Origin of the sequence: Actinomadura oligospora ATCC 43269 (assembly GCF_000518265.1) — a bacterium.
GTDB lineage: Bacteria > Actinomycetota > Actinomycetes > Streptosporangiales > Streptosporangiaceae > Spirillospora > Spirillospora oligospora.
The window spans coordinates 215,432-236,472 of the sequence record NZ_KI912412.1 but is presented as its reverse complement, the minus strand read 5'-3'; the positions used below and the strand labels follow the sequence as shown (position 1 = coordinate 236,472).

Below are 21,041 nucleotides of genomic sequence, written 5' to 3'. Positions count from 1 at the left end.
TTGTCTGGGGATGGACTCGGGCGGCGCGCATGGACGTCGCCGCGCCGGCGGGGTGCCGTCGCGGCGACGAGCCCGTCAGTTCGGGCTGTGACCTCGGCTTTCAGACTGCGAGAAGGCCGTCAGTACCACCAGATCCGCCGGCAGTCGTGGCCGCGGACCCACAGCGAGCCCTCGGCCCAGCCGCGCTCGCAGAAGTACCTCACGTACGTTCCGGCGCGGACGAGGACGAAGTGGTGGAGCGGGCCCCAGTGCCAGGTGGCGCACTCCCGCCCGATCAGGTCGTCGTAGCCCGACCTGTACACGTGCTCGCAGTAGATGACTCTGCCGTGGCGTGTGTCGGCGGCCTGGGCCGGCTGGGCGACGGTGATCGCGGTGAAGGCCGCGGCCGAGACGGCGCCGAGCAGGGCGATGGAACGACGTGCCATGCGTATCACTCCTTGTGTTGTGATGGCTACTCAAAGTTAGCATGTCGGAGTTGCCCGGCATAGCGCCCCTGGATCCTTCGCGTCCCTCCCGTCACCGGGGCTAGATCCCCCTGGACGCAGGGCTTCCAGGGGCCCTGGCGGAGGTGGCCGCCTAGTCTTCTGCGGATGAAGGAGATCGTGACGTACGTCGAGATGACGTCCCGAGACCAGCTCGATCCGGCGGCCCCTGTTCCCGGCCTGGTCCTGGAGGAGCTGGACGGGGAGTCGCCGCTGCTGGTCGACCTGCACGCCAGGATCGGCGCCCCTTACGGCTGGAGGAGCGCGACACGTACCCGGCAGGAATGGAAGGAGGGGTATGCGGCCCGGAGGTTCTTTCTTCTGGCCCTCGGCGGCGAGCCCGCGGGGATCGTCTCCTACGACCTCCACTCCGGCGGCGACGTGGAGATCGCGGCGTTCGGCCTGCTACCGGAATTCGTCGGCAAGGGCATCGGCGGATACGCGTTGACGCTCGGGATCCGCCAAGGCTGGGAAGTCGTTCCGGAGGTTTCCCGGGTCTGGTTGCACACCTCGACCCTGGACCATCCGCACGCGCTCCCGAATTACCATCGCCGCGGCTTCCGCACGTTCAAAAAGGAGCAACGCGACCGTTCGTGATCGGTCTGGGAGCGGAAACGCCCGGCCTTTCCGCTACCTTCTCGGCTCGTATCGCATCGCCACCGCTCCCGAGTCGTACTTGAGGCGGCTCACGAGCTTCAGGTCGAGGGGTTTCGTCAGCCCGGCGAACAGCGTCGGCCCGTGGCCCACCACCCGGGGATGCACGACGAACTCGTACTCGTCGATCAGCCCCAGCTCGGCCAGCGCCATCGGGAGCTTCACGCCCCCGGTGAGCAGGCCGTTCCCCGGCTCCTCCTTGAGCCGCTGAACGGCCTCGCCCAGGTCCCCCCGCAGGAGTTCCGCGTTCCAGTCGACCTCGTCCAGAGTGCTCGACACGACGTATTTCTTCGCGGCGTCGATGGTTTGGGCGAAGGGTTCCGTCCAGGCGGGCATGGTCGCGGCCTCCGCGCGTGGACGCCACGCCTCTTCCATCATCTGGTAAATCACCCGGCCGAAGAGGAGCGCGTCGGCCTGGGCGAGCGTCTCGGTCGCGTGGCGATGCAACTCTTCGTCCGCGATGGCCGCACGATGGTCGCAACAACCGTCCAACGTGACGTTGATGGAATACCGAAGTGGCCGCATTACGTAGGAGTACCACAATCACAGGGCGGCCTAACCATGAATGACCGAGCCTGGCGTTCTGCGGGGCGGGATCAGTCGACCGGGCCGCCCGCCACGTAGACGACCTGGCCCGAGACGAAGCCCGCGTGGGGGCTGACCAGGTAGGACGCGGTGTGGGCGATGTCCTCCGGCCGGCCGACGCGTCCCACCGGGACGGACTCGGCCGCCTGGCGCGCGAACTCCTCGAACTCCAGGCCGAGGCGGCGGGCGGAGGTCCGGGTCATGTCACTGACGACGAAGCCGGGGGCGATGGCGTTGGCGGTGATGCCGTGGCGGCCGAGCTGGAGGGCCAGGGACTTGGTGAAGCCGATCAGCCCGGCCTTCGCGCTGCCGTAGTCGACGCGGGCGGCGTCGCCGGTCGCCGAGATGCTCGACATGGTGACGACGCGGCCCCATCCCGCCTCGATCATGTGCGGGACGGCCGCGCGGGTGACCAGGAACGGGCCGCGCAGGTTGACGCCGAGGACGGTGTCCCACTGCTCGGTCGTCATGTCCACGAGGTCGGCGCGCGGGCCCACCCCGGCGTTGTTGACCAGGACCGCCGGTGGTCCCAGTTCGGCGTTCGTCCGGGCGACGGCCTCGGTGACCTGCTCTTCGGAGGCGATGTCGGCCGCGATCGCCACGGCCTTCCCGCCCTCGCGGGAGATGCTCTCGACGGTGTCGGCGCAGTCGGCTTCGTCCAGGTCGACGACCGCCACCGCCAGGCCGTCCTGGGCGAGGCGGCGGGCCACCGCGGCTCCGATGCCGCGGGCCGCGCCGGTCACGATCGCTACGGAGGTTTCGGGCTTCATGCGGACGAGTTCACGCCATCCGGACGCGGAGGCCAATCGATTTAGCGCAGGGCTTCATCCGACAGCATGGCCTCGATGGCGGTCTGCCACGAGCGCAGGAAGGACGGGTACTCGGCGGCGAAGTCCTCGAGGGCGGCGACGGCCTCCGGGCGCAGGGCGGTGAGGTCGTACGTCACCTGGACGCGGCTGCCTCCGTCCGCCTCGGACACCTCGACGGTGACGGTTCCGGCGCGGTCGCCCGGAGTCGTGCGGACATAGGAGATGGACGACGGGACGTGACGTTCGACCACGACCCATGTCGTCCGATGGCCGTGCGCGGACGTTTCGAAGACGACGCCCGGTTCGGTGTCGTCGCCGGACGCGCCGTCCGGGAAGACCGGGTCCCAGCCGTCCACCCAGGCGCGCTCGCCATGCGGCGTGAACAGCGGAAACGCCTCGGCGGGCGGCAGCGGGACGTCGATGGACCCGGTGAGGCGGACGCGGGTTCCGGTCACTTCTCCTCCAGCAGGTGGGAGACGGAACAAGCTAACAAATCGGCCTGTCGCACGAAAAGCCTCGGCCGGGCGCCCCCAGCGGGGACGCCCGGCCGACAGGATCAGACGGCGTCGGGAACGCGGGTCAGTCGACCTCGCCGCCCTGCTCGCCCGCCAGTTCCGCGGCCGCGGCGGCGGCCTCGGACGGCTCGTCCGGCAGCGGGCCGAGCGGGCCGCCGAACGCGGTGATCGGAGCGGACAGCGGGGTGCCCGAGCCGTCGCGGCGGCCGATCTCCTCGTCGATCGTGATCGGCCTGCCGTTCTCGGCGCACGCGCGCAGCGGGGCCACGCCCGCCCACGCCTGGATCAGGGTGTCCTCGCCCTTCAGGAACCGGTGCGACCGGACGCCGCCGGTCGCGCGGCCCTTGGACGGGAAGTCGGCGAAATCGGCGATCTTGATCGCGCCGTTCTGGGTGCCGGGCAGCGCCGTGGACGACCCGGACACCGTCACGACCATCGCCTCCCAGTCGGGCGAGAACGCGCCGAACCAGATGACCTTCGCGTCGGGGCCGAGCTTGATGCCCGCCATGCCGCCCGCCGGACGGCCCTGCGGCCGGACCAGCGAGGCGCCGAAGTGCAGCAGCTGCGCGTCGTTCGTCATGAACACCAGGTGCTGGTCTTCGGACAGGAGCTGGACGGCGCCGACCACGCGGTCGCCGTCCTTCAGGCCGATGACCTCGAACTCGTCGCGGTTGGCCGGGAAGTCGGGCACGACGCGCTTGACCACGCCCTGCTCGGTGCCGAGCGCGAGGCCGCCGCCCGAGTCGTCCAGCGCGGCGAGGCCGACGACCGTCTCGTCCGGTTCGAGGTCGACGTACTCGGTGATCGGCGCGCCACCCGCCAGGGACGGCGGCGCGGACGTCGGCGGCAGCGTCGGCAGGTCGAGCACGTCGACCTTGATGAGGCGTCCGGCGGAGGTGACCGCGCCGATCTCGCTGCGCGCGGTCGTCCGGACCACCGAGAGCAGCACGTCGTGCGGGGACCGGGCGCCGCCGGTGGGCAGCGGGTCGGCCGTGGAGGTGCGCGCGAGCAGCCCGGTGGACGACATCAGCACGAGGACGGGGTCGTCGGCGATCTCCAGCGGGACCGCGGCGGCCTCGACCGCGCCGGACGACTCCAGCAGGACGGTGCGGCGCGGCGTGGCGTACTCGGCGGCGACCTCGCCCAGCTCCTTCGAGACGAGCTGGCGCAGCTTCCGCTCCGACTCCAGGATCGCGGTCAGCGCCGCGATCTCCTTCGTGAGCTGCTCCTTCTCCTTCTCCAGCTCGAGCCGGTCGTAGCGGGTGAGGCGGCGCAGCGGGGTGTCGAGGATGTACTGGGCCTGGATCTCCGACAGCTCGAAGATCTGCATCAGCCGCTGCCTGGCCTGCGACGAGTCGTCCGACTGGCGGATGACCTGGATGACCTCGTCGATGTTCAGCAGGGCGACCATCAGGCCGTCCACCAGGTGGAGGCGGTCCTCGCGCTTCTTGCGGCGGAACTGCGACCGGCGCCGGACGACCTCGATGCGGTGGTCGACGTACACCTGGAGCAGCTCGCGCAGCCCGAGCGTGCGGGGCTGGCCGTCGACCAGGCAGACGTTGTTGATGCCGAAGGTCTCCTCCATCGGCGTCAGCCGGTAGAGGTCGGCGAGCACGGCCTCGGGGTTGAACCCGTTCTTGATCTCGATGACCAGGCGGAGCCCGACGTTGCGGTCGGTGAGGTCCTTCAGGTCGGCGACGCCGTTGAGCTTCTTCGCCTGGACGAGCTCCTTGATCTTCGCCTTGACCCGCTCCGGGCCGACCGAGTACGGCAGCTCGGTGACGACGATGCCCTTGCGCCGGGCCGTGACGCTCTCGATCTGGACGGTGGCGCGGGTCTTGAACGTGCCGCGCCCCTTCGCGTAGGCGTCGCGGATGCCGGACAGGTCGATGATGCGCCCGCCGGTCGGCAGGTCGGGGCCGGGGACGAACCGCATCAGGTCGTCGAGCGTGGCGTCCGGGTGGGCGAGCAGGTGCCGGGCCGCCGCGACGACCTCGCCGAGGTTGTGCGGGGCCATGTTGGTGGCCATCCCGACCGCGATCCCGGCCGCGCCGTTGACCAGCAGGTTCGGGAACGCCGAGGGCAGCACCTCGGGCTCGGTCTCCTGGCCGTCGTAGTTCGGCTTGAAGTCGACGGTGTCCTCGTCGATGGAGGAGACCATCGCCATGGCGGCCTTCGACAGCCGCGCCTCGGTGTACCGCATGGCCGCGGGCATGTCGTCGCCGCCGAGCGAGCCGAAGTTGCCGTGCCCGTCCACCAGCGGGATGCGCATCGCCCACGGCTGCGCCAGGCGGACCATCGCGTCGTAGATCGCGCTGTCGCCGTGCGGGTGCAGCTTGCCCATGACCTCGCCGACGACGCGGGCGCACTTGACGTGCCCGCGGTCCGGGCGCAGGCCCATCTCGTTCATCGAGTACAGGATGCGGCGCTGCACGGGCTTGAGCCCGTCGCGCGCGTCCGGAAGCGCCCGCTGGTAGATCACCGAGTAGGCGTACTCCAGGTACGAGCCGCGCATCTCCTCGGAGACGTCGACGTCGACGATGTTCTCCTCGAAGTCGGGCGGCGGGGGAGGGGCTTGGGATCCACGACGTGCCATGTGAAACATTGTGGACGGTCCCAGGGACAGATTCGCCCGCGACGCGTCAGGACGCGCCGGATCGAGGAGGTTTCCGCTTGAGTCAGCTCGCCGACTTCCAGAACGAGATCTACCTGAACGGCCTGGCTGACGTGCTGCCCGGCCTGCCCGCGGACCTCACGAGGCTGGAGGGGCTGGCGCAGGCGAAACTGTCCGACACCTCGTTCGGATACCTGGCGGGCTCGGCGGGGAGCGAGGCGACGGCGCGGGCCAACCGCGACGCCTTCGACCGCTGGCGGATCGTCCCGCGGATGCTGCGTGACGTGGCCGAACGCGACCTGTCGGTGACCGTCCTCGGCACGCCGATGCCCGCGCCGGTGCTGCTCGCGCCCATCGGCGTCCAGTCGATCCTGCACCCGGACGGCGAGCTGGCGACCGCGCGGGCCGCGGCCGCGACCGGGCTGACGATGATCCTGAGCACGGCCGCGTCCTGCGCGATGGAGGACGTCGCGGCGGCCAACGACGCCGCGGCCGACGACGCGGAAGGCGGTGGCGCGGAAGCCGGTGGCGGCGGGGCGCGGTGGTACCAGTTGTACTGGCCCAAGGACCGGGATCTCGCGGTCAGCTTCCTGGAGCGCGCCAAGGCCGCCGGGTACACCGCGCTCGTGGTCACGGTCGACACGTTCACGCTGGCGTGGCGGCCCCGCGACCTGGACCGGGCGTACCTGCCGTTCCTGCGGGGGATCGGGGTGGCGAACTACTTCAGCGACCCGGTCTTCCAGCGGGCCGTGGGCGGGCCGGTCACCGGCGAGAACCGGCAGGCGGCGCTGCTGCACTGGGTCGGCCAGTTCGGGAACCCGTCTCTGACCTGGGACGATCTGGCGTTCCTGCGTGAGCACTGGGACGGGCCGATCGCGCTCAAGGGCATCCAGCATCCGGACGACGCGCGGCGTGCCGTGGACACCGGGACGGACGGCGTGATCGTCTCCAACCACGGCGGGCGTCAGGTGGACGGCGCCGTCGCCTCGCTCGACGCGCTGCCCGCGGTCGCGGACGCGGTGGGCGGGCAGATCAGCGTCCTGTTCGACAGCGGGGTCCGGACGGGCGCGGACGTGGCGAAGGCTCTGGCGCTGGGAGCCGAGGCGGTTCTGCTGGGACGTCCCTACGCGTTCGGGCTCGCGCTGGACGGCGAGGCCGGAGTGCGGCACGTGGTGCGGTGCGTCCTGGCCGAACTGGAGCTGACCCTGGCGTTGTCGGGGCATCGGACGGTCTCCGAGCTCTCGCTGGACCTCCTCGTGCGCGCCTGACATTTGTCATGGGTGACCGGTGAGAACCTCACCGGTCCTTGCTGACGGCCGTGACTGCCCGAGGGGTGTCGAGGCGCGCAGCATGGACGGTATGGGGACGTCGGTGATCGAGATTCGAGATCTGCGGGTCGTGGCCGGTCGGGACGGCGGGCGGTGGGGTCCGGTCTCGCTGAGTGTGGGGCGGGGCGAGGTGCACGCGGTCCTCGGGGGCCACGGGACGGGCAAGACGACCCTGCTGGAGACCGTCGCCGGGCAGCGGCGGGCCGTCTCGGGATCGGTGCGTGTCAGCGGAGGTGGGCCGGGGGTCGTCTGGCGCGAGGGCGGGCTGTTCCCCGGCCTGACGGTCGCGGAAGTCGTGGACGCCTGGCGTCGCTGGACCCTCGATCCGCTCACGCGCGCGCAGGCGCTCCGCCTGACCGGGCTCGCCGGGCTCGCCTCGGTCACGTTCGAGCGCCTGGACGCCGCTGAACGCCGCCTCCTGGACCTGGCGTTGGCCCTGGTCGGACGTTCCGACATCCTGCTGCTGGACGAGCCGTTCGCGGGGTTGGAGGCGTCGGCCGCGTCCCGGGTCCGGGGGGTTCTGCGGTCGCTCGCCGGTGACGGGACCACCATCCTGTTCACCACGCGCGACATCGGCGAAGCCTGCCGGGCCGACCATGTGACCGTCCTGGACGGCGACCTCCCGTTTCTCGGAATCACCGTTCCCGCAGTGCACGCGGCCTGAGGGGGAGGCGGGTGCGATGGGCGGCGGCCTGGGGCGGCCGCCGGGGTGAGGGGGCGGCGGCACGGGGTGGGGGACCGTACGCTGAGCGCGTGGTGCAGCCGCGGATCCCTCGTGCGCCGGTCATCGCCGCGATCATCGTGGCGCTGACCTCGGTGTCGCTCGCGGGTCTGCTGCTCCCGGCGCTGCTGGACGAGGCGTTCGGGCGCCGCGATCTCGTGCGGTTCGTCCCGGCGCTCGCCGCCGTGGCGGGTGTGTGCGGGCTCTACGGATGGCTTCTGTGGCTGAACCTCGTCCGCCGCACCGGGCCCGTCCATCGGCTCGGGCTTGCCGTGATCACGGCCGTGAGCTGGGCGTTGCCCGCGTTCCTCGGCGTCGGCACCGGATGGGGGAACGCGCTGCTCGTCCCGGCCGGGCTGATCGCGGTCGTGCTGCCGGCGCGGCGGGCGGCGGTCGTCGCGGCGGCCGGGACGGTCGTGGGGGCGGGCTACGGGCTCGTGCTCGGGATGCGGCCCCTCGCCGTCCTGTACCAGCTCGTGGCGTTCCCCATGGTCACGTTCTCCGGGTTCATCACGGTCTGGCTGTTCCACGTCGTCCAGGAGCTCCGGGAGGCGCGGGCCGAGCTGGCCCGGTCGGCGGTGGGCGAGGAGCGGCTGCGCTTCGCGCGCGACCTGCACGACGTGCTCGGGCACAGCCTTCAGGCCGTCGCGCTGAGGGCCGAGGTCGCCGAACGGTTCGCCGACCGCGACCCCGCGCGGGTGCGCAAGGAGCTGGCCGAGATCCAGACGATGGCGCGGGACGCGGTCCGGGACGTCCGGGAGGTCGTCCGGGGGTACCGGGCCACCTCGCTTCGGACGGAGCTGGACGGCATGTCCGCCGTGCTCCGCGCGGCCGGGATCGCCTGCGACCGTCCCGAGGTGCCCGTCGAACTGCCCGCTGACGTGCACGAACCGCTGGGCTGGGTCGTCCGTGAGGCGGCCACGAACATCCTTCGCCACTCGTCCGCCACATGGTGCCGCATCGAGGTGGACGCGACGGACGGCACGCGGGTGCGGCTGGAGATCGTCAACGACGGGGCCTCGCGGCGCGCCGGGATCTCCGGCGGCGGCGCGCTCGCGGCCGGGACCACCACGGACGGGGCGGCCGGGAGCGGGCTGGCCGGGCTGGCGGAGCGGCTCGCCGCCGCGGGCGGGGAGTTCACCGCCGCGACCACCGGGGACGGGACGTTCCGGCTGGTCGCGGCCCTTCCGACGGGAGGATCATGATCCGGGTGCTGCTGGCGGACGACCACCTCCTCATCCGCGAGGCGCTCGTCCTGCTCCTGTCGGCCGAGGACGGGATCGAGGTCGTCGCGGACGTCGGACGCGGCGACGACGCGGTCGCGCGGGCCGTCGCCCTGAAGCCGGACGTGGCCGTCCTCGACATCGACATGCCCGGGATGTCCGGCCTGGACGCGGCGGAGCGGCTGGCCCGCGACCTGCCGTCCTGCCGCCTGGTGATCGTCACCGCGCACGGCCGTCCCGGCAACCTGCGCCGCGCGATGGCCGCCGGGGTGCGCGGATTCCTCGGCAAGGACGCGCCGGGCGCGCGGCTCGCCGAGGTCGTCCGGCAGGTCGCCGGGGGCGCCCGGTACATCGACCCGCAGCTCGCCGCCGACGCGCTCGCCGCCGAGGAGTGCCCGCTCACCCCGCGCGAGCTCGACGCCCTCCGCGCCGCCGCCGGGGGTGAGCCGGTCTCGCGCATCGCCCGCACGCTCGGCCTGTCCGAGGGGACCGTCCGGAACTACCTCTCCGCGGCCGTCACCAAGCTCGGCACCGACAACCGGCACGCCGCCGCCCAGATCGCCCGCGACCGGGGCTGGCTCTGACCGCCTTCACCGTCAGCCGAGCATGACGCCCTGAAGAGGGCGAGCAGCGCGGAGAGGCCGCCGACCGCGCCGGTGACGGGGGAGCATCGGGGCCTCCGGTCGGGGGTCAGAGCGGTGGTCCGATTCTCCCAGCGGGGTCCGGAAGGGCCGATCCGGGGCGTTCCTTCCGCCGGGCGACCAGTGCCGAGGCGGCCACGACGGTCAGGAACAGCGCGCATGACCAGGCGAACCAGTCGCCGAAGCGCGCGTACAGCGTGGTGACGGGGGTGGTCGGGACCCGGGCCGAGACCGTGACGAAACCGGGCCGCCCGGTCGAGCGGGCGGCCTGGACGCGCCCGTACGCGTCGCTGATCATCAGGTCTCCGGCGCGGCCGGTCCGGGCGATGCCGAGGCCGCTCTCCACGCCGCGCACCAGTGCCATGCGGCCGTGCAGCCAGGCGTCGGAGTGGAAGTCCCAGGCGGGTGCGAGCAGCGCCGCCGCGCCGTCCGACCGGTAGCCCCGGACGAGGCCGGGGAAGTCCAGGTCCTTGCAGATGAGGACGCCCCAGCGAGGACGTCCGGGGACGGTCACACGCGTGGTCCCGGGCGTGAAGTCCGACTCCAGGCCGGGGATCAGGTGGTGCTTGACGTACTCGGCGGGACGTCCGCCGTCCGCCGGGAAGACGAGCGCGGAGTTCCGGACCGTCCCGGCCGTCCTGCGGGTCACTCCGGCGACGATGACCGTGCGCCGCTCGCCGGCGAGGCGTGCCAGCGGGCGGGACAGCAGCGGCAGCGTCCGGTCGTCGGCGACGAAGTTCTTCTCGGGCAGGACGATCGCGGCGGCCGTGATCGTCCTGGCCTGGGCGACGTACCCGGCGAGCAGTGCCCGACCTGCGGGGGAGGCCACGTCGATCTCGTCGTTCGGATGCTCGGTCGCGAGCAGCGCGATCGACTCGCCGCGCGGTTCCGTCGCGGTCGCCGTCCGGATCGTCCCGAAACCGAGGACGACCGCGAGGAGCGTCCCGGCCGCGCCCGCCGCCCGCGGACGCATCGTCGCGGCGGCGGCCGGGACGCCCATCAGCAGGAACGTCACGCCCCAGACCCCGGTCACCGACGCCAGCTGGACGACCGGCAGCGCGTCCGACTGCGTGTAGGCGATGCTCCACCAGGCGCCGTGGGGCAGGGCCAGCGACAGGACGTACTCCAGCGTCGTCCACCCGGCCGCGAACACCGCCGCCGCCCGCAGCGGGCGATCGGCCAGGACCAGCCGCCGGTAGACGACCGCGAGCCCGCCGAACACCAGCGCGGGGCCCACAAGGAGTGCGGCGACCACCGGGATCGGCATCTCCAGCGTGCCGCTGAAGTACGGCGTCATCCGCGCCTGCCCGGCGATCCAGGCGAGGGCGGAGGCCGCGAACGCCGCGCGCCCGCCCATCCGCGCCACCGCCCACAGCAGGGGCAGCGGCGCGAGCCACGTCAGGACGAAGACGGGATGAAGCCCCGTGCCGAAGGCGAACAGCACGCCCGACAACACGACCAGTGCGATTCTCATGCCGCAGATCGTCGGCTGGACGGCCGTCCGTGCGCGTCGGGCGCACGCTCGATCTCGCGCGTACTCCGCCCGGACGACCCTTTCGGCTAGGCGACGGCCTCAGGAGTCGCCGGGGACGGCGAGGCCGGACTCGTAGGCGAACACCACCGCCTGGACGCGGTCGCGCAGGCCGAGCTTGGTCAGGATGCGGCTGACGTGGGTCTTCACGGTGTACTCGCTGACCACGAGGGCCTCGGCGATCTCGGCGTTGGACAGTCCGCGGGCGACCAGGCGGAGCGTCTCGGCCTCGCGTCCGGTCAGGCCGTCCAGGCGGGCGGCGAGGACGGGCGCGACGCCGTGCCCGGGGCGGCGGACGAGGTCCTCGACGAGGCGGCGCGTGACCGTGGGGGCGAGGAGCGCGTCACCCCTGGCCACCACGCGCACGGCGTCCGCCAGCTCGTCCCGCCGGATGTCCTTCAGGAGGAACCCGCCCGCCCCGGCGCGGAGCGCCTCGTACACGTACTCGTCGAGATCGAACATCGTCAGGACCAGGACGTGGACGTCCGGCAGTTCGGCGCGGATCCGGCGGGTCGCGGCCACACCGTCCAGGACGGGCATCCGGACGTCCATCACCACGACGTCCGGACGCAGTTCGGCGGCCCGCGCGACGGCTTCGGCGCCGTCGGCCGCCTCACCGACCACGTTGATGTCCGGCTGCGCGTCGAGGATCATCGCGAACGCGGCCCGGAACAGGTCCTGGTCGTCCGCCACGAGCACGCGAAGCCCGGCGTCCGCCGGACCGGAGGCGGACGCGGTCTGGGCACGCGGTGCGGCGTCGGCCGGGCCGGAGGCCCCGTGCGGCGCGGAGTCGGAGGGCATGGGGTCATCCGACCGGAAGGACGGCCGCGACCGCGAATCCCGGGCCGTCCGGCGTGACGCGGAGGGTTCCTCCGCAGGCGGCGGCCCGCTCGCGCATGCCGATCAGGCCGTGGCCCCCGCCGTCCGTCGTGGCCGCGCCACGGCCGTCGTCCCCGACCTCCACCTCCAGGGCCGAAGCGATCACGCGGAGGCGGACCTCCACGCGTGTCGCGTCCGCGTGGCGAAGGGTGTTCGTCAGGGCCTCCTGGACGATCCGGTAGGCCGCGACGGCGACGGCGGGCGGGACGTCCGGGAGCGGATCGGGAGCGTCGAGGATCACGTCCAGACCGGTGCGGCGCGCGTGTTCGAGCAGGTCGGGCAGGGTGTCCAGGCCGGGCGCCGGGCCCGGACGCCCGTCCGCCCGCAGCGTGCCGAGCACGGATCTGAGCTGGGTCAGGGCCTCCCTCCCGGTGTCGGCGATCGTGTCGAAGACCGCCCCGGCGCGGTCGGGGGAGGCCGCGAGGACGACCGGGCCCGTCTCCGCCTGGACGACCATGAGCCCGACCGAATGGGTGACGATGTCGTGCATGTCGCGGGCGATGCGGGCGCGTTCGCGGTCGGCCGCCGCCGCGCGCTCACCGGCCAGGCGGCGCTCGCGCTCGGCGAGTTCGGCGGCCCGCGCGCGGCGGGCGCGGCTCCCGGTGCCGAGCGCGTAGGCGGCGACGAACAGGGCCGCCAGCGAGCGGTACACCTCGGTGTCCTCGTGCGGGAGCGCGAGGGACACGTAGACGCCGACGCCGATCAGCGGGATCGAGGCGATCCGGGTGCGGGCGTCGGACCGCTCGGCGATCGTGTAGACCGCGACGAGCGGCCCGTACGGCAGGAACGGCTTCTCCCACAGGACGAGCCCGGTCATCGCCGTCCCGACGACGAGCCCGACGATGAGCGGGGCGCGCCGCCGCCACAGCACCGGGACGGACGCCGCCAGCGCGAGCAGCGCCACGAGCCAGCCCCGGGGGAGGGCCGGGACGACCGTCGCCGCCGTGACCACGGCCGCGACCACGCCGTCCACACGGCTCACACCCGGTCTCGCCACCCGACGAGTATCGGTGGGCGCGCGCCCGCGCGGCATCCGCCGGGAGAGTGACCCGGCACGTCATCCCCGCGACGGGCACGCGTCCCGTCGTGGCTAGGCGGTGACGCCGCCGTCGATGACCATGTCGTGGCCGACGACGAAGCCCGCCTCGTCGGACGCCAGCCAGAGGACGGCGGCGGCGATCTCGTCGGCCCCGCCGATGCGTCCGGCGGGGATGAGGCCGGACACGCGGGCGTGCCGGTCCTCGCGGGACTCGCCGGGGAGGAAGGACATCGGGCCGTCGGACGCGCCGGGGCTCACGGCGTTGATCCGGACGCCGTCGCCGATGTGGTCGAGCGCGGCGGCCCTGGTCAGCGCGCTGACGGCGGCCTTCGCGACCGTGTACCCGGCGAGGCCGGGACGGCGGCCGTGGACACCGATGTTGGCCGCCATGTTCACGATCGCGCCGCCGCCGTGCGCGCGCATGTGGGCGATCTCGTGCTTCATGGACAGGAACGTGCCGGTCGCGTTGATCGTCAGCCCGGCCGTCCAGGCGTCCTCGTCCAGGTCGGCGACCGGGGCGGGCGGGACGAAGGCGCCCGCGTTGTTGAACGCCACGTGCAGCCCGCCGAACCGCTCGACGGTCTCGGTGACCATGCGCGCGGTGTCCGCGGAGCCGGTCACGTCCGCGATGGTGAAGGCGGCCGTCCCGCCGCCCGCCTCGACCAGGCGGACGGTCTCCTTCAGCGCCTCCCCGGTGCGTCCGGCGACCATGACGGACGCGCCCTCGGACGCGAAGGCGAGCGCGGTGGCGCGGCCGAGGCCGGATCCGCCGCCGGTGACGAGGACGACGCGGTCACTGAAACGCATGGGGGGCTCCTTTAATGAGAATGATCGGTCTTGAATTAGCGCGTAAAAAGGCCCGGAACCGGGTGGGGACGATCAGGCGAGAAGGGTCAGGGCCTGGTCGGCGGCGTCGCGCAGGCGCTCTTCGCCGCCGGGGGCGCGCCCGAGGACCCGCATGCCCTGGAACAGCACCAGCAGGAGCCGGGCCAGGGCGCGCGGATCACGGCCGAAGGCCAGTTCGCCCTGCGCGCGGGCGCGGATGAGCGCCGAGGTCAGGGCGGTCTCGAGCTCGGTCCAGCTCGCCTCGACCTGGCGTGCCGTGGTGGCGTCGTGGCCCGCCAGCTCGACGGCCGCGTTCACCACCATGCACCCCAGCAGGGACGCGTCGCACGACTCGGTCGCGTACCGCTCGACGAGCGCGCGCAGCGCGGGCAGGACCGGACCCGGGCGCGACAGCTCGTCCACGATCGGCGGACGGGTCCGCTGGTACAGGTCGAGCGCCTTCGCGTACAGCTCGCGCTTGCCGCCGAACGTCGAGTAGAGGCTGGCCCGCGCCACCCCGGTGTGCTCCACCAGGTCGGCCATGGACGTGCCCTCGTACCCGCGCTCCCAGAACAGCTCCAGGGCGCGGCCCAGCGCGGCTTCGGGATCGAACTCCTTGGTTCGGGCCATGGCTGAACGCTACGCGTATCGAGAATGATCGGTCAAGTTTGGAGCGGTCCCGGCGTCGGTCAGGCGTGCGCGGGGACGGTCCCGTGTTCGAGGTCCAGCACGCCCTTGACGCCGCCCTCGGCGTCCAGGGCCTCCAGCACGGGCGCGCGGCGGCTGCCCCAGACGATCGCGACGTGCCCGTGCTCGGGCACGCCCAGCAGCCGGGACCCGATCCGAATCGACGCGACACCGGCGGCGGCCCGCAGCCGCGCCTGGTTCACCCACTTGGCGCCCCACGGCAGCAGCCGGTCGGCGTTGCGGACCGTCCGGCCGGAGGCGTACACGCGCAGCGGGCCGCCCAGCTCGTCCTCGGTGCGCCGGTCGAGCGGACGGTCCGGGGCCGAGCCGGCGCCGCCGCCGAGCTCCATCCACTCGCCGCCGCGGAACTGGAACGTCAGGCCCTCGATCATGACCTCGTCCGCCCGGAACGCGTCGCTTCCGTGCCGCAGCACGCTCACCACCGCGATGTCGCCGTCGATGTCGTGGGACAGCAGGGCGTCACCGCCGGCGTCGGAGAGGGCGGCGGGCCCGGCCGCCGGGGCGCCGGCGGCCTCCGCCGGGTCCACCGCGGCGCCGGGGGCGGCGGGGGACTCGGGCGCGCCGTCGCGCAGGAGGCGGAGGCAGTGCTCGCGCACTTCGCGGTCGTTCATGATGCGGACCTCAGATCGTGCCTTCAGGGCAAAGGGCCGAGCCCTCGGGAGCGGGGGACCGGCCCTGCGTTCCCGCCATGCTAGAGGCCCGGACGGGATGTCATCACCGATCTTGCCCGAATGTGGCGAACGAGTCGTTTCCCCGCAGGTAGGACCCCTGAAACCGCCCCTGGCCGAGTGCGCCCGGACGGTGGTCAGGCGCGGTCGGCGGCGGGCCCGGGGAAGGCGCGGTAAGCCATCACGGCGCACACGACCGCGAGCGGGAGTTCGACGCCCGCGGCCAGCAGCGTGGCGCAGGCGCGGTCGGCCCCCGGCGCGGCCGTCAGGACGTCGAACCAGGCGTCCATGAACAGCAGCGCGGACGTCGCGACGGCGGGCAGCGCCATCCGGGGATCGCGGCGCACCGCCAGCAGGCCCGTGCCGACCAGGCCGAGGGCGAGCATCGCGTCCAGCCCGACCCAGGCGGCCGACCAGTTGGTCACGTGCGCCTCGGACGGCATCCGGAACGCCAGGAACGCCATCCACGGAAGCAGCGCCAGCCCGGACGCCGCCAGCACGTGCCCCAGCCGGACCCGCCGCAGAGCGCTCGGGCGGGCGGCGGGGAAGGCGTGGAGGGAGGCCGGTCGCGGGGTGAACGCGGTCCGACGGCCACGGGGGCGGGCGATCGGGCTGACGCTGGCGACCATGCTGGGTTCCTCCTTGGAGCGGCGGTCTTCTCGACCTGGGTCCAGCCTGGTCGAACGCGCTTCGAAGATCAGTAACGGCGACATCCGAACCGGGGTGGTGTTAACACCACCCCGAGCCCGGAACACCGCTGCATGGCGGGCGGAACGCCGTCGGCCTTACGGTCTGGGGCATGGTGTCCAGTTCCGCAGCACGGCGTGGCCTCACCCACGCGCCGTGGTCACGGGCGACCTGGCGGGATTCCGTCTTCGTCGCCTCAGGGGTGCCCCTCCAGCTCGCCGGGTGGGCGGCGGTGACGCTGCCCTGGCTGGTGTGGGCCGCGAGCGAGGTGACGATCATCCTGCTCTGGCTGGCCCTCCCGGTGGTCGGCGTGGCGCTCCTGGCGCGTCCGCTCGCCGCCGCGCACCGCGAGCGCTGTTGGGCGGTGCTCGGCGTGGACGTCCCCCCGCTGCCGCGCGACAAGGACGCCTCCCCGTGGGACGTGCTCCGCGACCTGCGCTCACGCGAGCTGTGGCGGCTGATCCGCTACCACCTGGTGGTCGGTCCGCTGATCGCGGTCGCCGGCCTCGCGATGGTCGCGTCCTGGCTCATGGGCGTCGCCCTGACGACCGTGGGCCTCTACGCCTGGGCCCTGCCCGCGGACAGCCCGCTGTCGCTGGTCGGGCACGCCGTCCGCGTCGGGCTGCTCACCGGGGCCGGGGTGGTCGTGCTGGTCGCGACGCCCTTCCTGGCGGCGGGCGTCGCGCGATGGGACGTCGCGGCCGTCCGGTCCCTGCTCGGCCCGGACGTGACGCAGGAGCTGCGCAAGCGCGTCGAGGACCTGGCCGAGAAGCGCGCCGAGGTCGTGGACGCCGCCGACCTCGAACGCCGCCGCATCGAGCGCGACCTGCACGACGGCGTCCAGCAGCGGCTCGTGTCGATGGCGATGAACCTCGGCCTGGCCCGGGAGACCCTCAAGGACCTGCCGCCCGAGGCGCTGCAGGTGATCGTCGAGGCGCACGAGGAGTCCAAGGAGATCCTCACCGACCTGCGGAACTTCATCCGCGGCCTGCATCCCGCCGTCCTGGAGGACCGGGGCCTGGACGCGGCGCTGTCCGGCATCGCGGCGCGCGTCCCCCTCCCGGTCCGGCTCGAGGTGGACGTCGCGCGCCGCGCGTCCTCCACGGTCGAGGCCGTCGCGTACTTCGTGGTGTCCGAGGCGCTCACGAACGTGGTCAAGCACGCGAACGCGACCTCGGTGGACGTCGCGGTGCTGCGCCGCGGCGACGTGCTGCGCGTGACCATCACCGACGACGGACGGGGCGGCGCGTCCTTCGAGGCCGGGACCGGACTGCGCGGGCTGGCCCGCCGCGTGAACTCGGTGGACGGTACCTTCCGCATCACCAGCCCCCGAGGGGGCCCCACCACCATCACCGTGGAGTTGCCGTGCGCATTGTGATCGCCGAGGACTCGGTCCTGCTGCGGGCCGGGCTGATCAAGCTGCTGGAGACCTCGGGCTTCGAGGTCGCGGCCGCGGTCGGCGAGGCGGACGGCCTGCTCGCCGCCGTCGCCGAGCACCGCCCGGACGCCGCGATCGTGGACGTCCGGATGCCGCCCGGCTTCACCGACGAGGGCGTCCGCGCCGCGCTCGTGCTCCGCAAGGAGCATCCGGAGGTGTCGGTCCTGCTGCTGTCGCAGTACGTCGAGGAGCGGTACGCGGCGGATCTGCTCGCCACCAACACCAGCGGTGTCGGCTACCTGCTGAAGGACCGCGTCGCGGACGTCTCGGGCTTCCTGGACGCGCTGCGCCGGGTCGCCGCGGGCGGCACCGCCCTGGACCCCGAGGTCGTCTCCCAGCTCCTGCTGCGCCGCAACAGCGACCCGCTCGAACGGCTCACCCCGCGCGAACGCGAGGTGCTCGCGCTGATGGCCGAGGGCCGCTCCAACTCGGGCATCGCCGCCGCCCTGGTCGTGAGCGAGAGCGCGATCGCCAAGCACATCAACAACATCTTCGCCAAGCTCGACCTCCCGCACGCCGAGGGCGACCACCGCCGGGTGCTCGCCGTCCTGCGCTTCCTGGACGGAGACTCCACATGACCGTCACCGACGCCCCCCGGACCGAGACGCCGGACGGAGCGGTTCCCCCGGCGCGTCCGCGCAGGCGGCGGCCGTGGCTCGCGCTGGCCGCGCTCACCACGCTGTTCGTCGCCGTCCCGGCCGGTCTGGAGATCGCGGGGGTGCAGCTGGCGCATGACTCGGAGACCTCCGAGGCGCTGCCGTCGCGTCCCCTGCGGACGGTCGAGATCGACGCGACCTCCGCGGCGGTCACCGTCCAGGCGGGGACGTCGTCCGGACCGGCCCGGCTCCGCAAGGACCTGCACTGGATGATGGCGAAGCCGCGCGTCCGGACCGAGTGGGACGGCGACACGCTGACCCTCAGGGTGGTCTGCGGGAACGGCGGCGTCGTCGCGCTGGACCTCTGCGACGCGGACGTGACGCTGAGCGTCCCGAGCGGTGTCGCCGTCCGCGGCCGGATGACGTCCGGCACCCTCGCCGTGCGCGGTGTGACGGGCCCCGTGGACGTCCACAACAACTCCGGGACGCTGCAGTTCGCCGACCTGACCGGCCCCCTGCGCGCGCAGGTCTCCAGCGGCTCGATCCAGGGCGAGCGCGTCTCCTCCGCCATGGTGGAGGCCAGGTCCGGGTCCGGCGCGATCGACCTGGCCTTCGCCAAGGCCCCCGCCCGCGTCATCGCGAGGACGGGTTCCGGCTCCATCGAGGTCGGCGTTCCGGTCGGGTCGCACTACCGGATCACCGGCGACACCAACTCGGGGTCGCGCGATGTCGCGCAGGGCATTCGCGACGATTCCGTCCTGAACGTGCTGGACCTGTCGTCCGGCTCCGGCTCGGTCACCGTCCACTACTGACGCCGCCGAAACCGCTTCGCAGGGCCCTTTCGCGCGCGTGCGGCGACCGTCCCGACGGCGGTCGCCGGGGCGTCCGGCACAGGGGTGTTCATGTGACCTGGCGCACGTTTGTGCAGGTAGTCGGGCTATTCCGATTTGCGTCGGCGGCGTTCGCCGGGTTTACTACGGGCCATGACCGCCGTACGCCCGTGCCAGCCGCGCCGCCCGCAGACCATGCGGGTCATGGGGTGTATGTCCGCGCGTCGAATGTGTGACCGCTGAGGGCCCCCGCCGACCCCTGTCTCGCGCCCCGAAGCGAGCGACCTCCGACGATCTTCGTGACCGGAAGCCGCATCTGCACATGATCTTCCAACGCCATCTGCTGAGCCACGCGCCGTACCCGCCCGGCCTCGCCTGAGCCGCCGCGCCGCGCGCACCCTCAGCGGAACGCCTCCCCGGAGCCCCGCCCTGACCCGCGGCGCATCTGTCACCGCGACATCGCACCCGCCACCCTCGATGCACCCGCGTAGGCGCAGCCGCGCCCGCGCTTCGCGTTCCCGAACGTCCCTGTCCCGTTTCGCCGACGCCCGCACCGGGCGCGGTCGCCTGCACGGATGATTCCTGATGATCCAGATCGAGAAACTTCGGAAAACCTACCGGTCCCGTGGCCGCGAGCTGACCGCCGTCGACGGCGTCGACATCAGCGTCCGCGAGGGCGAGATCTTCGGCGTCCTCGGCCGGTCCGGCGCGGGCAAGAGCACCCTGCTGCGCTGCGTCAACCTGCTGGAACGTCCCGACTCGGGACGCGTCCAGGTGGACGGCCGCGACCTGCTCGGCCTCTCCGGCGGCGAGCTGCGCGCGGCCCGCCAGGGCATCGGCATGATCCACCAGCACTTCGGCCTGCTGTCCAGCCGGACGGTCGCCGGGAACGTCGCGTTCCCGCTGGAGGTCATGGGCGTGCCGCGCGCCGAACGTGCCGCCCGCGTGGACGAGCTGCTCGAGCTCGTCGGCCTCACCGAGCACGCGAAGGCGCACCCGGCGCAGATCTCCGGCGGGCAGAAGCAGCGCGTCGGGATCGCCCGCGCCCTCGCGGGCCGTCCCAAGGTGCTGCTGTCGGACGAGGCGACCTCCGCGCTCGACCCCGAGACGACCGCGTCGATCCTCGCGCTGCTGCGCGACCTTCGCGACCGGCTCGGGCTGACCGTCCTGCTCATCACCCACGAGATGGACGTGGTGAAGCGGATCTGCGACTCGGCCGCGATCATGCGCGACGGCCGGGTGGTGGAGTCCGGGACGCTCCGCGACCTGCTGCTGCGGCCCGGCTCGGAGCTGGCCCGGGACCTGTTCCCGCTGCCCGCCTCCGAGGTCCGGCCCGGCACCACCGTCGTGGACGTGACGTTCGAGGGCGACGCGGCCGACCGGCCGTTCGTGTCGTCCCTCGCCCGCACCTACGCGATCGACGTGAACATCCTCGGCGGCGCGGTCGAGGAGGTCGGCGGCACCCGGATCGGACGGCTGCGCATCGGGCTGCCCGGCGACCCCGACCTCAACGCCGCCCAGCTCGCGCACCTGCGCGACGCGGGCCTGACCGTCGAGGTCCACCCCACGCCCGGCACGGAGGTGGCGGCATGACCTGGGACGAGATCTGGCCGCTGCTGCGGCAGGGCACCGTCGAGACCCTCCAGATGACGCTCTGGTCCACCGTGATCACCGCCGTGTTCGGGGTGCTGCTCGGCCTCGCGCTGGTCGTCACCGACCGGCGCGGGCTGGCCCCGGTCCCGGCCGTCCACCACCTGCTCGGGCTGGTCGTGAACGTCGGCCGGTCCATCCCGTTCATCATCCTGCTGGTGGCGCTGCTGCCGCTCACCCGGGCGCTCGTCGGCACCACCATCGGCACCACCGCCGCGATCGTCCCGCTCGCGATCTCGGCCATCCCGTTCTACGCCCGGCTCGTGGAGACCTCGCTGCGCGAGGTGGACCCGGGTGTCGTCGACGCCGCCCGCGCGATGGGCGCCTCCCGCGTCCAGATCGCCGGGAAGGTCCTGCTGCGCGAGGCCCGTCCGGGCCTGCTCGCGGGCCTCACCGTCACCTTCGTCGCGCTGATCGGCTACTCGGCGATGGCCGGGGCGATCGGCGGCGGCGGCCTCGGCGACATCGCCATCCGCTACGGCTACCAGCGCTTCGAGAACACGGTGATGATCGCGGTCGTCGCGGTGATCGTCGTGCTGGTGCAAGTCGTCCAGCTGCTCGGCGACCGGCTCGTCCGGCGCCTCTCCCACCGCTAGCCCACAGGGCTGGTCCACCACC

22 protein-coding genes are annotated in these 21,041 nt (G+C 73.0%); 10 read left to right on the top strand and 12 right to left on the bottom strand.

The window, feature by feature from the left end:
- Positions 1 to 119: 119 nt before the first annotated feature.
- A complete protein-coding gene (locus P696_RS0141125; protein WP_026416883.1) occupies positions 120 to 425 on the bottom strand; it encodes a hypothetical protein in 306 nt (101 codons plus the stop codon).
- Positions 426 to 590: 165 nt separating this feature from the next.
- Here P696_RS0141125 and P696_RS0141120 point away from each other — a divergent pair, with 165 nt between their 5' ends.
- A complete protein-coding gene (locus tag P696_RS0141120; protein WP_026416882.1) occupies positions 591 to 1,079 on the top strand; it encodes a GNAT family N-acetyltransferase in 489 nt (162 codons plus the stop codon).
- A 33-nt stretch (positions 1,080 to 1,112) separates the two neighbouring features.
- On the opposite strand, the gene P696_RS0141115 is transcribed toward P696_RS0141120, so the two are convergent.
- The 4 genes from P696_RS0141115 to P696_RS51650 all read right to left on the bottom strand — a co-directional run bounded on the left by P696_RS0141115 (position 1,113) and on the right by P696_RS51650 (position 5,641).
- The gene (locus P696_RS0141115; RefSeq protein ID WP_026416881.1) at positions 1,113 to 1,661 is read right to left on the bottom strand and encodes a dihydrofolate reductase family protein; all 549 of its coding nucleotides are present in this window, start codon (positions 1,659 to 1,661) and stop codon (positions 1,113 to 1,115) included.
- A 71-nt stretch (positions 1,662 to 1,732) separates the two neighbouring features.
- Entirely contained in the window at positions 1,733 to 2,491 is a 759-nt protein-coding gene (locus P696_RS0141110; RefSeq protein WP_026416880.1) for an SDR family NAD(P)-dependent oxidoreductase, read from the bottom strand.
- 41 nt (positions 2,492 to 2,532) lie between these two features.
- Entirely contained in the window at positions 2,533 to 2,985 is a 453-nt protein-coding gene (locus P696_RS0141105; protein ID WP_026416879.1) for an SRPBCC family protein, read from the bottom strand.
- 124 nt (positions 2,986 to 3,109) lie between these two features.
- A complete protein-coding gene (locus P696_RS51650; protein ID WP_051469070.1) occupies positions 3,110 to 5,641 on the bottom strand; it encodes a DNA gyrase/topoisomerase IV subunit A in 2,532 nt (843 codons plus the stop codon).
- 77 nt (positions 5,642 to 5,718) lie between these two features.
- Between P696_RS51650 and P696_RS0141095 the strand changes: the two genes are divergently transcribed.
- From P696_RS0141095 to P696_RS0141080, 4 genes are all read left to right on the top strand, one after another.
- Positions 5,719 to 6,927, top strand: coding sequence for a lactate 2-monooxygenase (locus tag P696_RS0141095; protein WP_026416878.1), 1,209 nt, complete (start codon positions 5,719 to 5,721; stop codon positions 6,925 to 6,927).
- A gap of 91 nt (positions 6,928 to 7,018) precedes the next feature.
- On the top strand, positions 7,019 to 7,651 hold the full coding sequence (locus P696_RS51645) for an ATP-binding cassette domain-containing protein (protein WP_051469068.1): 633 nt from the start codon (positions 7,019 to 7,021) through the stop codon (positions 7,649 to 7,651).
- Positions 7,652 to 7,740: 89 nt separating this feature from the next.
- Positions 7,741 to 8,913 carry a sensor histidine kinase gene (locus tag P696_RS0141085; protein ID WP_245628011.1) on the top strand — a complete coding sequence of 391 codons (1,173 nt, stop codon included), beginning with the start codon at positions 7,741 to 7,743 and terminating at the stop codon, positions 8,911 to 8,913.
- Positions 8,910 to 9,515, top strand: coding sequence for a response regulator transcription factor (locus P696_RS0141080; protein ID WP_026416876.1), 606 nt, complete (start codon positions 8,910 to 8,912; stop codon positions 9,513 to 9,515). Before P696_RS0141085 ends, P696_RS0141080 begins: the two co-directional genes overlap by 4 nt.
- Before the next feature lie 106 nt (positions 9,516 to 9,621).
- Here the strand turns inward: P696_RS0141080 and P696_RS51640 are convergent, their stop codons facing one another.
- The 7 genes from P696_RS51640 to P696_RS51630 all read right to left on the bottom strand — a co-directional run bounded on the left by P696_RS51640 (position 9,622) and on the right by P696_RS51630 (position 15,851).
- Positions 9,622 to 11,046, bottom strand: coding sequence for a nitrilase-related carbon-nitrogen hydrolase (locus tag P696_RS51640; protein ID WP_051469065.1), 1,425 nt, complete (start codon positions 11,044 to 11,046; stop codon positions 9,622 to 9,624).
- A gap of 99 nt (positions 11,047 to 11,145) precedes the next feature.
- On the bottom strand, positions 11,146 to 11,757 hold the full coding sequence (locus tag P696_RS0141070) for a response regulator (protein ID WP_051469127.1): 612 nt from the start codon (positions 11,755 to 11,757) through the stop codon (positions 11,146 to 11,148).
- Between the two features lie 151 nt (positions 11,758 to 11,908).
- Entirely contained in the window at positions 11,909 to 12,979 is a 1,071-nt protein-coding gene (locus P696_RS51635; RefSeq protein ID WP_211246004.1) for a sensor histidine kinase, read from the bottom strand.
- Between the two features lie 93 nt (positions 12,980 to 13,072).
- Positions 13,073 to 13,828, bottom strand: a complete 756-nt coding sequence (locus P696_RS0141060) for an SDR family NAD(P)-dependent oxidoreductase (protein WP_026416874.1) — start codon at positions 13,826 to 13,828, stop codon at positions 13,073 to 13,075.
- 72 nt (positions 13,829 to 13,900) lie between these two features.
- The gene (locus P696_RS0141055; protein ID WP_026416873.1) at positions 13,901 to 14,476 is read right to left on the bottom strand and encodes a TetR/AcrR family transcriptional regulator; all 576 of its coding nucleotides are present in this window, start codon (positions 14,474 to 14,476) and stop codon (positions 13,901 to 13,903) included.
- Positions 14,477 to 14,535: 59 nt separating this feature from the next.
- Positions 14,536 to 15,165: a hypothetical protein gene (locus tag P696_RS0141050; protein WP_051469060.1), complete on the bottom strand. Its 630-nt coding sequence runs from the start codon at positions 15,163 to 15,165 to the stop codon at positions 14,536 to 14,538.
- A 194-nt stretch (positions 15,166 to 15,359) separates the two neighbouring features.
- Complete coding sequence (locus tag P696_RS51630) at positions 15,360 to 15,851, bottom strand: hypothetical protein (RefSeq protein ID WP_157430235.1); 492 nt, start codon at positions 15,849 to 15,851, stop codon at positions 15,360 to 15,362.
- Between the two features lie 170 nt (positions 15,852 to 16,021).
- Here P696_RS51630 and P696_RS0141040 point away from each other — a divergent pair, with 170 nt between their 5' ends.
- From P696_RS0141040 to P696_RS0141020, 5 genes are all read left to right on the top strand, one after another.
- The gene (locus P696_RS0141040; protein WP_051469058.1) at positions 16,022 to 17,287 is read left to right on the top strand and encodes a sensor histidine kinase; all 1,266 of its coding nucleotides are present in this window, start codon (positions 16,022 to 16,024) and stop codon (positions 17,285 to 17,287) included.
- A complete protein-coding gene (locus P696_RS0141035) occupies positions 17,275 to 17,925 on the top strand; it encodes a response regulator (protein ID WP_026416870.1) in 651 nt (216 codons plus the stop codon). The genes P696_RS0141040 and P696_RS0141035 overlap by 13 nt, the downstream gene beginning before the upstream one ends.
- Positions 17,922 to 18,755: a DUF4097 family beta strand repeat-containing protein gene (locus P696_RS0141030; RefSeq protein ID WP_026416869.1), complete on the top strand. Its 834-nt coding sequence runs from the start codon at positions 17,922 to 17,924 to the stop codon at positions 18,753 to 18,755. The genes P696_RS0141035 and P696_RS0141030 overlap by 4 nt, the downstream gene beginning before the upstream one ends.
- 603 nt (positions 18,756 to 19,358) lie before the next feature.
- Positions 19,359 to 20,366 carry a methionine ABC transporter ATP-binding protein gene (locus P696_RS0141025; protein ID WP_026416868.1) on the top strand — a complete coding sequence of 336 codons (1,008 nt, stop codon included), beginning with the start codon at positions 19,359 to 19,361 and terminating at the stop codon, positions 20,364 to 20,366.
- Positions 20,363 to 21,019: a methionine ABC transporter permease gene (locus tag P696_RS0141020; protein WP_026416867.1), complete on the top strand. Its 657-nt coding sequence runs from the start codon at positions 20,363 to 20,365 to the stop codon at positions 21,017 to 21,019. Before P696_RS0141025 ends, P696_RS0141020 begins: the two co-directional genes overlap by 4 nt.
- Positions 21,020 to 21,041 lie beyond the last annotated feature (22 nt).